At 73.0% G+C, this 11020-nt stretch carries 10 protein-coding genes; 3 read left to right on the top strand and 7 right to left on the bottom strand.

The window, feature by feature from the left end:
- From GTW08_RS30320 to metG, 4 genes are all read right to left on the bottom strand, one after another.
- On the bottom strand, positions 1 to 390 hold a 390-nt coding region (locus GTW08_RS30320; RefSeq protein WP_275939033.1), incomplete at its 3' end, for a ribosomal RNA small subunit methyltransferase A.
- Between the two features lie 127 nt (positions 391 to 517).
- Positions 518 to 1429 carry a resuscitation-promoting factor gene (locus GTW08_RS32775; RefSeq protein WP_073577617.1) on the bottom strand — a complete coding sequence of 304 codons (912 nt, stop codon included), beginning with the start codon at positions 1427 to 1429 and terminating at the stop codon, positions 518 to 520.
- A 265-nt stretch (positions 1430 to 1694) separates the two neighbouring features.
- The gene (locus GTW08_RS30310) at positions 1695 to 2528 is read right to left on the bottom strand and encodes a TatD family hydrolase (RefSeq protein ID WP_073577616.1); all 834 of its coding nucleotides are present in this window, start codon (positions 2526 to 2528) and stop codon (positions 1695 to 1697) included.
- Positions 2525 to 4315: a methionine--tRNA ligase gene (metG, locus tag GTW08_RS30305; protein WP_073577615.1), complete on the bottom strand. Its 1791-nt coding sequence runs from the start codon at positions 4313 to 4315 to the stop codon at positions 2525 to 2527. Before metG ends, GTW08_RS30310 begins: the two co-directional genes overlap by 4 nt.
- Before the next feature lie 113 nt (positions 4316 to 4428).
- On the opposite strand from metG, the gene GTW08_RS30300 reads away from it, so the two are divergent.
- Entirely contained in the window at positions 4429 to 4992 is a 564-nt protein-coding gene (locus GTW08_RS30300; protein WP_073577614.1) for a TetR/AcrR family transcriptional regulator, read from the top strand.
- 10 nt (positions 4993 to 5002) lie between these two features.
- On the opposite strand, the gene GTW08_RS30295 is transcribed toward GTW08_RS30300, so the two are convergent.
- Positions 5003 to 6832, bottom strand: a complete 1830-nt coding sequence (locus tag GTW08_RS30295; RefSeq protein WP_073577613.1) for a glycoside hydrolase family 15 protein — start codon at positions 6830 to 6832, stop codon at positions 5003 to 5005.
- Positions 6829 to 8238 carry a glucose-6-phosphate dehydrogenase gene (gene zwf / locus GTW08_RS30290; RefSeq protein ID WP_073577612.1) on the bottom strand — a complete coding sequence of 470 codons (1410 nt, stop codon included), beginning with the start codon at positions 8236 to 8238 and terminating at the stop codon, positions 6829 to 6831. Before zwf ends, GTW08_RS30295 begins: the two co-directional genes overlap by 4 nt.
- 95 nt (positions 8239 to 8333) lie before the next feature.
- On the opposite strand from zwf, the gene GTW08_RS30285 reads away from it, so the two are divergent.
- Positions 8334 to 8816, top strand: a complete 483-nt coding sequence (locus GTW08_RS30285) for a cation:proton antiporter regulatory subunit (RefSeq protein ID WP_073577611.1) — start codon at positions 8334 to 8336, stop codon at positions 8814 to 8816.
- Between the two features lie 16 nt (positions 8817 to 8832).
- Positions 8833 to 10008, top strand: a complete 1176-nt coding sequence (locus GTW08_RS30280; RefSeq protein WP_161152873.1) for a cation:proton antiporter — start codon at positions 8833 to 8835, stop codon at positions 10006 to 10008.
- 13 nt (positions 10009 to 10021) lie between these two features.
- Here GTW08_RS30280 and rsmI read toward each other — a convergent pair whose 3' ends face one another.
- Positions 10022 to 10897 carry a 16S rRNA (cytidine(1402)-2'-O)-methyltransferase gene (gene rsmI / locus GTW08_RS30275; protein ID WP_073577607.1) on the bottom strand — a complete coding sequence of 292 codons (876 nt, stop codon included), beginning with the start codon at positions 10895 to 10897 and terminating at the stop codon, positions 10022 to 10024.
- Positions 10898 to 11020 lie beyond the last annotated feature (123 nt).

Here is an 11020-nt window from a genome sequence, read left to right as displayed (position 1 = left end):
CAGGTTCGCGACGATCGCGGTGGGCGGCGCCGCACCGGGCCCGGCGTCGGCCGCGAGCCGGTCCGCGCCGACCCGCATGGCGTCGGCCCCGGTCACGGTGAGGCGACCGGCCAGCTCGGGGGCGCGCTCGGCGACGGTGTCGGGGAGCAGCCCGGCCAGCACCGGGTCGATCTCGACGACGTGCACCCGGGCCGCGACCGGCAGCAGCGCCAGGGTGAGCGAGCCGAGACCGGGGCCGACCTCGAGGACGACGTCGTCGCCGTCGACGCCGGCCGACTTCACGATCCGGCGGACGGTGTTGGCGTCGTGGACGAAGTTCTGGCCGAGCTTCTTGGTGGGGCGCAGACCGAGCCGCTCGGCCAGCACCCGGACGTCGGCCGGGCCCAGCAGGCGGGCGGTGGCGGTGGTCCGGCTCCGGTCGCCGTCGGCGTCGATGCTCCGGCTCCGGCCGCCGTCGGTCCCGTGGTCGCTCACGGCACCATTCTCGCCGGGCACCCCGGGCGGGGTGCGTGCGGGATCAGCTCAGGCCGAGCTTGGAGGAGCAGGACGGCCAGGCGCTGTAGCCGCCGCGGTCGTCCTTGACCTTCTCCGCGACCGCGATCTGCTCCTCGCGGGAGGCCTGGTCCGCGGTCGGGGCGTACTGCCCGCCGCCGTAGGCCTGCCAGGTCTGCTTGTTGAACTGCAGCCCGCCCTGGTAGCCGTTGCCGGTGTTGATCGCCCAGTTGCCGCCGGACTCGCACTTGGCCAGCTTGTCCCAGGTCCCGCCGTTCGAGACCGCGGGCGCCGAGGACTTCGCCTTCGCGGCGGCCTTCTCGACGGTCTCCTCGACCTTCTTCTTGGTGCCGACCTTGACCACGCGCGGCATGGCAGGGGTGTCCTGACCGGCGCCGACGCGCTCGCGGGCGATCTCGCGGCCCTGGTCGTAGGTGACCCGCCAGATGATGCTGCGGGCGCCCTCACGGCCCGGGTCGACGACGGTTCGGGTGCCCTCGTCGAGCGACGGGTCCTGCACCTCCTGCTCCGGCGCCGGGAGCTTCTGCGACTCGACGATCTGGGCGTTCACGATGTCCGAGCCGGTGGTCGGGGCGGCGACCGGGGCGAACGACGCGGGCGAGGAGGGCCGGTCGAGGTTCATCGACGCCGTGCCGAGGTCGGTGGCGTTCGCGGCGAGCCCGGCCTGGAGCTCCTGGGCGGGCTGCTCGGCCGGGGCGGTGAGCACCGCGGCGGCGAGGCCGCCGGTCGGGACCGAGAACAGCGCGGCCGCAGCGGCCGTCCGGACCCCGGCCCGGGAGCGGGCACCGGCGGTGCGGTGACGGCCCTCGTAGGTGACGTACCCGGCCTCGTCGCCGGCGAGACCGGCGGGCGCGATGACGGGGAGCGGTCGCGTGAGCTCGTCGTCGGCGAGCGGTGCGGCGTGACGCGAAGACATGACTTCCCGGGGGCTCGGCTGTCCGGGGAGGGGCCATGACCTGCGGGAACGACGACCGGCGCGGTGCCGGGGAGCGGAACCGTCGCTGGGGAGCGGACCGGTCGTCGTCCCGCGGGTCGGGGGAGCGACCCCGTCCCGGCGGGTACGACGAGGGACGTTAGCGGACCGTGACCCGGCGCAGCGTTTCCGACGCGCGCGTGGCGACGAGCGGACTGTGATCGACGGTGAGTGACGACTACCCCGCCATTCGTCACGGCGGACGGCGTCAATCGGTTGTGCGCAGCCGGAAGATCCGTTCGGCGTTGCGGCGGGCCGTCTCGGCGACCAGGGCCTCGGACTCCCCGCGGGTCGCGGCGATCCCCCGCACGGTCCACGGCAGCACGTAGGGCTCGTTGGCCCGGCCGCGGTGCGGGTGCGGGGTGAGGAACGGCGCGTCGGTCTCCACGAGGTACTGCCCGGCGGGCACCAGTGCCGCGGCGGCCCGCAGCTCGTGGTTGTTCTTGAAGGTGACGGGCCCGGCGAAGGACAGGACGTACCCGGCGTCGGCGCACTCCCGGGCCATCGCGGCGTCGCCGGAGAAGCAGTGGAAGACCACGGTGTCCGGGGCGCCCTCCTCGCGGAGGATGCGCAGGACGTCGTCGTGGGCGTCCCGGTCGTGGATCATCAGCGGCTTGCCGGTGCGCTTGGCCAGCCCGATGTGCCAGCGGAACGCATCCTGCTGCGCGGCGGGCGGGCTGTGGTCCCAGTAGTAGTCCAGGCCGGTCTCGCCGATCGACACGACGCGGTCGTCGACGGCCAGCCGCTCGATCTCGGCGAGGTCGGCGGCCGGTACCCGTGCCGTCCGGGTGGGGTGCAGCGCGACGGCCGCCCACACCCGGTCGTCGGCGTGCGCGGCGCGGACGGCGAACCGCGCGCCGTCGAGGTCGTCGGCGATGGTGACCGCGCCGACGACGCCGACCGCCGCCGCCCGGTCCATCGCGGCGACGACGTCGGCGTCGGTCTCGCAGCCGCACGCGTCGAGGTGGGTGTGGCTGTCGATCGTCGGCGCGGCGAGCGGCTCCGGCGGCTCGGGACGCGGCCGGCGGCCGTGTCCGCTCACTTCCGGACCGGGGCCCACTCCGGCCCGGTCTCCCCCAGCTCGGGCGCGAGCTTGGCGATGATCGGCGACGGCTTGGCCAGCGGGCGCCCCACCTCGATCGGCGTCGACCCCCAGTGGGCCTGCTCGGCGGCGTAGTCGCCGGTGAGGACCGGGTAGGCGGGGCCGTCGCCGAGGTCGTCGACGGTCGTCTTCTCCGGCTGCGCGGCCCACACCCCGGTGCCGCCGAGCGCCTCGTGCACCTTCTGCGCGGCGTGCGGCAGGAACGGGGTCAGCAGGGTGTTGGCGTCCTGCACGACCTGCAGCGCGGTGTGCAGGATCGTGTCCCGGCGCTCCGGGTCGTCCTTGCGCTTCCACGGCTCCTGGTCGGACAGGTACCGGTTCGCGGCGGTGACCACGCGCATCGCCTCACCCGCGGCCTGCTTGAACCGGTTCCGCGCGAGCAGCCCGCCGACGGTGTCGAACCCGGCCCGCGAGTACGCGAGCAGCTCGGCGTCGGCCTGCTGCGGCGCCGTCGGCGTGGGGACCGCGCCCACGTTCTTGTGGGCCATCGAGATGGACCGGTTGACCAGGTTGCCCCACTCGTTGGCCAGCTCGAAGTTCACCCGGCGGACGAACTCGTCCCAGGTGAAGTCGACGTCCTGGTTCTCCGGCCCGGCGACGGCGATGTGGTAGCGCAGCGCGTCCGGCCCGAACTCGCGCAGGAAGTCGCCGACGTAGATGACGGTGCCGCGGCTGGTCGAGAACTTCGACCCGCTCATGGTCAGGTACTCCGAGGACACGACCTCGCTGGGCAGGTCGAGCGTCCCGTACGGCCCGGGCTCGCCGCCGCGGTCGCCCGCGCCGTTCTGCCCGAGCAGGATCGCCGGCCACATCACCGAGTGGAAGGTGATGTTGTCCTTGCCCATGAAGTAGAAGGCCTCGGCGGCCGGGTCGGTCCACCACTGCTTCCACGCGTCCGGGTCCGGGCCGCGGCGGGCCCACTCCACCGAGGCGGACAGGTAGCCGATGACGGCGTCGAACCAGACGTAGATCTTCTTGAGCGGGTTGTCCGACCAGACGTCGAGCGGGACGGGCACGCCCCACTCCAGGTCGCGGGTGATGGCGCGCGGCTTGAGGTTCTCCACCAGGTTGGCGGAGAACTTGAGCACGTTGGGGCGCCAGTCGGTGCGGGTCGACAGCCAGCTGCCGAGCGCCTCGGAGAAGGCGGGCAGGTCGAGGAAGAAGTGCTCGGTCTCGACGAACTTCGGCGTCTCCCCGTTGATCCGCGAGCGCGGGTTCTTGAGGTCGGCCGGGTCGAGCTGGTTGCCGCAGTTGTCGCACTGGTCGCCGCGGGCGCCGTCGTAGCCGCAGATCGGGCAGGTGCCCTCGATGTAGCGGTCGGGCAGGGTGCGGCCGGTGGACGGGCTGATCGCGCCCAGCTGCGTCTTCGGGACGACGTAGCCGTTCTTGTACAGCGCGGTGAACATGTCCTGCACGACGCGGTAGTGGTTCGACGTCGTGGTCCGGGTGAACAGGTCGTAGCTCAGCCCGAGACCCTGCAGGTCGTCGGTGATCACGCCGTTGTACTTGTCGGCGAGCTGGCGCGGGGTCAGCCCCTCGGCGTCGGCCTGGACCTGGATCGGGGTGCCGTGCTCGTCGGTGCCGGACACCATCAGCACCCGGTCCCCCGCCATCCGCCGGTACCGGGCGAACACGTCGGAGGGCACACCGAAGCCGGACACGTGGCCGATGTGCCGGGGGCCGTTGGCGTAGGGCCACGCCACGGCGGTCAGCACGGCTTTGCTCATGCCCTCCAGCGTATTCACCGTCGCCATCACGTTCCGCGGCGGCACATCACCAAAGATGGGGATAGCTCCCGGAGATGGGTGTCGTTCCCCCTAGAGGTGCCATAGTGGCGCGCATGGACCGGGGTGAACGGGACCGCGAGGCCCTCCTCGACGCCGCCCTGCAGCAGTGGGCCGACGGCGGCTGGTCCGCCGTCGACCCCCGTTCGGCCGCGGAACAGGCCGGGCTGCCCGCCTCCGCCGCGGCGGAGTTCGCCTCGGGCGTGGAGCTCGGGTGCGCGGTGTTCGACCACGTCGTCGACGAGCGTGCCGCCGCCACGATGGCCGCGGTGCAGTCGGCGGCCCCGAACCCGGCCGCCCAGATCAGGGCCGCCCTCACCGCGTGGTTCGACGACGTCGACCGCGACCCGCGCCGGGTCGTGGCGCTGGTCGACGCGGTCGGCTGTCCTGCGCTGCTCGCGCGCCGGCGCAGCGCCAACCGCGGCTTCGCCGAGCTCATGGTCGGTAGCGCCGCCGACTCCCGGATCGAGCCCGACGACCTGCGCGTCGCCGGGCACTTCTGTCTCGGCGGGATGGGTGAGATCGTGCTGGCCTGGCTGGACCCGGAGAGCCCCGTCACCCGGGAGCAGGCCCTGGAGCACGGGGTCCGGCTCTACGAGTCCTGCCTGTTCACCCACTGAGCGGCCCCCCTCATCCCAGCGCCCGGTCCAGGTTGATCGCGGAGCTGATCAGCGACAGGTGGGTGAAGGCCTGCGGGAAGTTGCCCAGCTGCTCCCCGGTCAGGCCGATCTCCTCGGCGTAGAGGCCCAGGTGGTTGCCGTAGGAGAACATCTTCTCCAGCGCGATCCGGGCCTGTTCCAGGCGTCCGGCCCTGGTCATCGCCTCGACGTTCCAGAACGAGCACATCGAGAACGTGCCCTCCTCGCCGTCGAGACCGTCCGGCGAGTCCTCGACGTCGTAGCGGAACACCAGGGTGTCGACGACGAGGTCGTCGTTGATCGCGTCCAGGGTCGCCAGGAACCGCGGCTCGGTGGGCGCGCAGAACTTCACCATCGGCATGAGCAGCACCGAGGCGTCCAGCGTGGTCGCGCCGTAGCGCTGCACGAACGACCCGCGCGGCCCCACGTCGGGGTTCCAGCCGCGGTCCATGATCTGGTGGTAGATCTCGTCGCGGGTGGTGGTCCAGGCCCCGACGTCGCCGGGCAGGCCGCGCCGGCGCGCCATCCGGATCATCCGCTCGACCGCGACCCAGCACATGAGCCGGGAGAACACGTGGTCCTGGCGGCCCGCACGGGTCTCCCAGATGCCCTCGTCCGGGGAGTCCCAGTGCTCGCGCAGCCAGTCGAGGATCGTGCAGAGGTTCGTCCAGTCCTCGTGGCCGACGCCGTCGCCGTACTTGTCGTACAGGTAGACCGAGTCGATGATCTCGCCGTAGATGTCGAGCTGGAGCTGCGCCGACGCCCCGTTCCCGGCCAGCACCGGGCGCGAGCCGCGGTAGCCGTCGAGGTGGTCGAGCTCGACCTCGTCGGGGGTCTCGTCGCCGTCGATCGTGTACATGACGCGCAGCGGGCCCTGGTCCCCGTCGCGGGTGCTCCCGAACCGGCCCGACAGCCAGCCGATGAACGCGCCCGCCTCCTCGGTGAACCCGAGCCGCAGCAGCGCGTAGAGGGTGAACGCGGCGTCGCGCATCCAGACGTAGCGGTAGTCCCAGTTCCGCTCGCCGCCCAGCTGCTCGGGCAGCCCCATCGTCGGCGACGCGATCACCGCGCCGGTCGGCTCGTGGGTGAGCAGCTTGAGGGTGAGCGCAGAGCGGTGCACACGCTCACGCCACCGCCCGGTGTACGACGAGTGCGCCAGCCAGTCCTTCCAGAACGAGACGGTCCCGGTGAACAGGGCCTCCGCGGCGTCGTCGCAGGCGGTGGGCTCCCCGGTCGCGTCCACCTCCAGCACGAACACCTCGGTGCGCCCCTCGGCGGTGCGGAACTCCGCGCCCGCGGCGTGGTCGGTGATCTCCAGCTCCACCGACGACGTCAGGTCCAGGGTGACGCCGCTGCCGGTGAAGCGGATGCCGGCGCCCGCGCTCTCGACCTTCGGGGTCTCCCGGGCGTAGTCGGGTCGCGGGACCACCTCGACGGTCATCGGCACCGACCCGCGGACCCCGGTCACCCGGCGGACGAGCCGCTGGCGGTGGTCGGGGTCGTGCGGGCGCAGCACCACCATGAGGTCCTGCACCTCGACGATGCCGTCGGCGGTGAGGAATCGGGTGATGAGGATGTTGGAGTCGGGGTAGTAGAACTGCTGCTGGCTGGCGAGCTCGGTCTCGTCGACGCACGGCGTGAGCCGCCAGTGCCCGCCGCGGTCGGTGTCGAGCAGCGAGGCGAACACGCTGGGCGCGTCGAACCGGCCCGGGCAGAACCAGTCGACGGTGCCGTCGGTGCCGACGAGCGCCGCGGAGCGCAGGTCGCCGATGATCCCGTGCTCGGCGATCGGGAAGTAGCGCTCGCTGCGCGAGGGGCTCACTCCGGCACTCGCCAGCCGCGCGGGCCGGGCAGGTCGAGCGCGTCCTGCGGGCCCCAGGACCCGTCGGAGTAGGTCTGCGTCCGCGGCGGGTCGGCGAGCACCGGGTCGCACAGCTCCCAGAGCCGCTCGACCTCCTCGGTCGTGGTGAACAGCGTGCGGTCCCCCTTCATGACGTCCAGGAGCAGCCGCTCGTAGGCCTCCAGCGCGTCGTCGGGGTCACCGACGCTGTCGAGGTCCAGCCGCATCCGGCCGCGGCCGACCTTCAGCTCCGGGCCGGGGACCTTCGCCCGGACGTCGAGCTCGGCCGACACCTGGTCGGCCAGCTCGATCACGAGCTCGGTGGGCGGCCCGTCGTGGGCATCGCCCGTGAACGACCCGCCCGGGAACATGGTCAGCGCCGGCTCGTCGAAGCCGATCGTCACGGTGCGCCGGGTCGCGCCCATCGCCTTGCCGGTGCGCAGGAAGAACGGGACGCCGAACCAGCGCCAGTTGTCGACGTAGGTCTCCAGCGCGACGAACGTCTCGGACTCCGAGTCGTCGGCGACGCCCTCCTCGTCGCGGTAGGAGGCGTACTGGCCGAACACCACCCGCGACGGGTCGAGCGGGCGGATCGATCCGAACACCTTCGCCTTCTCCGCGTGCAGCGCGTCCGGCGCGATCTCGTACGGCGGCTCCAGCGCGACGAACCCGAGGATCTGGAACAGGTGCGTGGAGATCATGTCGCGGAACGTGCCGGTGGACTCCATGAACGACGCCCGGCCCTCGATCCCGATCTCCTCGGGGACGTCGATCTGCACGTAGCGGATGTTCTGGCGGTTCCACACCGGCTCGAACAGACCGTTGGCGAAGCGCAGCGCGAGGATGTTCTGCACCGACTCCTTGCCGAGGAAGTGGTCGATGCGGAAGATGTCGGCCTCGTCGTAGACGTCCTTCAGGCCCGCGTTCAGCTCCTTCGCGGACTCCAGGTCGGTGCCGAACGGCTTCTCCAGCACCAGCCGGGAGCGCTCGGCGATGCCGGTCTCCCCCAGCATCGCGACCATCGGGGTCATCGCGGTCGGCGGCACGGAGAGGTAGACGAGCCGGCGCACGTCGCCGGAGCCGAGGTCCTTCTCCGCGCGCTGCACCGCGTCGGCGAGGTCGGCGCCGTCGTCGGCGTCGGAGACGACGAAGCTCAGGCGCGGCGCGAAGTCGTCCCAGCCGGTGTCGTCGGACAGCGCCTCGCGGATGCGGTCGCGGAACTCCTCGTCGGAGCCGGGCGAGTGCCGGCCGGACCCGATCACCCGGAAGTCCTCGGGGAGCAGCCCCTCGTTCTGCAGGTGGAGCAGCCCCGGGAAGAGCTTGCGCTTCGCCAGGTCGCCGGTGGCGCCGAACAGCACGATCACGTGCGGGGGCAGGTCCGAAGGCATGACTCCCGGCTACCCCCGGGCGGCCCCGGTCATTCGGCGGCGCCGGTCACGAGCGTGTTTCCGACGGCCGGTGTGCGCGGCGTACCGTTGCGGGGGTGAACGTCGACGTGACGCCGCTGCCCGGGATCGGGGTGCGGAAGGAGATCGAGCTGCGCAGCGGCCGCCGGGTCGGGGTCATCGCGCACCGCGACGGGAAGATCGACCTGATCCTCTCCCGTGCCGACGACCCGGACGCCTGCGTCGCGGAGCTGCCGCTGACCACCGAGGAGGCGGGCGCCCTGGCGAACCTGCTCGGCGCCCCGCAGCTGGTCAACCAGCTGAAGGACGAGCACGCGGACCTCCCGGGCATCACCACCCGCAAGATGCCGATCAAGCTCAACAGCCCGTTCGACGGCCGCCCGCTCGGCGACACCGCGCTGCGCACCCGCACCCAGGTGTCGGTGGTCGCGATCATGCGCGCGGGCCAGGTGATCCCGTCACCGACGCCGGACCACGTGCTGGCCGCGGGGGACATCGTGATCGCCGTCGGGACGGCCGAGAAGCTGGAGCAGGCCGCCGACATCCTCGCGCGCGGCTGAGGCCGCCCCGGTAGTCGTGGACCACACCGCACTCGAACTGCTCGAACTCGGCGCCGTCTTCTTCGGGCTCGGCCTGCTCGGCAGGCTCGCCCAGCGGATCGGCCTGTCCCCCATCCCGCTCTACCTGCTCGGCGGCCTCGCATTCGGCGCGGGCGGCGTCATCCCGCTGGGCGACATCGGCGACTTCACCTCGCTGGCCGGCGAGGTCGGCGTCGTCCTGCTGCTCCTGCTGCTCGGGCTCGAGTACTCCGCGGTCGAGCTCGTCACCGGCCTGAAACGGTCGTGGACCGCCGGGATCGTCGACATCGTGCTCAACGCCGCGCCCGGCGTCGCCGTCGCGCTGATCCTGGGCTGGGGCACGGTCGGGGCGATGGTGCTGGGCGGGGTCACCTACATCTCCTCCTCCGGGATCGTCGCGAAGGTGCTGTCGGACCTGGGCCGGCTCGGCAACCGGGAGACGCCGGTGGTGCTGTCGGTGCTGGTCTTCGAGGACCTGGTGATGGCGCTCTACCTGCCGATCCTCACGGCGCTGCTGCTCGGCGTGACGCTGTGGGGCGGGATCAGTGCGGTCGCGGTGTCGCTCGCGGTGATCTCGGTGGTGCTGGTCGTGGCCCTGCGCTACGGCCGCTACGTCTCGGCCGTCGTCGACTCCGACGACCGCGAGGTGTTCCTGCTCAAGGTGCTCGGCGCCGCGCTGCTGGTCGCCGGGTTCGCCCAGGCCATGCAGGTGTCCGCCGCGGTGGGCGCGTTCCTGCTGGGCATCGCGATCTCCGGCTCGACCGCGGAGAACGCGACGAAGCTGCTGGAGCCGCTGCGGGACCTGTTCGCCGCGGTGTTCTTCGTGGTGTTCGGCCTCTCGACCGACCCGCGGGCCATCCCGCCGGTGCTCGGCTGGGCGCTCGTGCTCGCCGTGTCGACGGCCGCGACCAAGTACGCGACGGGCTGGTGGGCGGCGAAGCGCGCACGGATCGGGCGGATGGGCCGGGCCCGCGCCGGGGCCGCGCTGATCGCCCGCGGGGAGTTCTCGATCGTCATCGCCGGGCTGGCCGTCGGCTACGCCGCCGTGCCCGCCGAGCTGTCCGCGCTGGCCACGGCCTACGTGCTGATCATGGCGGTGCTCGGCCCGATCGCCGCCCGCTACGTCGAGCCCGTCATGCGGGCGATCCCGACCCGCACCCCCGCGACGGCCTGACCCGCCCGCCGAGTCAGTCCCGGGCGGCGAGGGTCGCGTTGTAGAGGTCCCGCTTCGGCACGCCCGCGGCCTCGGCGACGGCGGCGACGGCGTCCTTGAGACGCTCGCCGTCGTCGGTGCGCTCCCGGACGGCGTCGACCAGCGACTCCACCGGCGGCGCCTCCCGGGCCTCGGCGCCGGCCAGCACCACGGTCACCTCCCCGAGCACGTCGCCGGAGGTGGCCCAGGTGTGCAGCTCGGCCAGGGTGCCGCGCACGACCTGCTCGTGGGTCTTGGTCAGCTCCCGGCACACCGCGGCACGCCGGGTCTCCCCCAGCACCGCGACGGCGTCGGCGAGGGTGTCCGCGGTCCGGCGCGGCGACTCGAAGAACACCACGGCGCGGCGCTCGTCGCGCAGGGTCCCCAGCCACCGGCGGCGCTCGCCGGAGCGGCGCGGCGGGAAGCCGTCGAAGCAGAACCGCTCGCACGGCAGGCCGGACAGGACCAGCGCCGTGGTCACCGCGGACGGGCCGGGCGCGCAGGTGACCGGGAGGTCCTCCGCGGCGGCCGCGGCGACGAGCCGGTAGCCCGGGTCGGACACCGCGGGCATCCCGGCGTCGGAGACGACCAGCACGGTCGCGCCGTCGCGGACCGCGGCCAGCAGGCCGGGGAGCCGCTCGGCCTCGACCGCGTCGTAGTGGCTGACGATCCGGCCCGTGTACGTGACCGGCAGCGCCGCGGCGAGGGTGCGGAACCGGCGGGTGTCCTCGGCGGCGATCACGTCGGCGGTGGCGATGAGCTCCCGCAGCCGCGGCGAGGCGTCCCGCGGGTCGCCCAGCGGGGTCGCGGCCAGCACCAGGCGTCCGGTGGACCGGGCCGTGTCGGGCGTGGAGTCGGGGGCGGGAGTCACGCGGACCAGCCTACGATCGGCGGCGATGGCCTCCACGACCGCCGACGCCGGGAGCCGGGTCGCCGGGGCGGCCCCGGAACCCGGGCTGACCCCGCGCGGCACCCCGCCCCCGCTGCGCCGCGC

It is taken from the genome of Pseudonocardia sp. SID8383, from assembly GCF_009864975.1.
GTDB lineage: Bacteria > Actinomycetota > Actinomycetes > Mycobacteriales > Pseudonocardiaceae > Pseudonocardia > Pseudonocardia alni.
The sequence above is the reverse complement of the archived record's forward strand: the minus strand, read 5'-3'. Positions and strand labels throughout refer to the sequence as shown.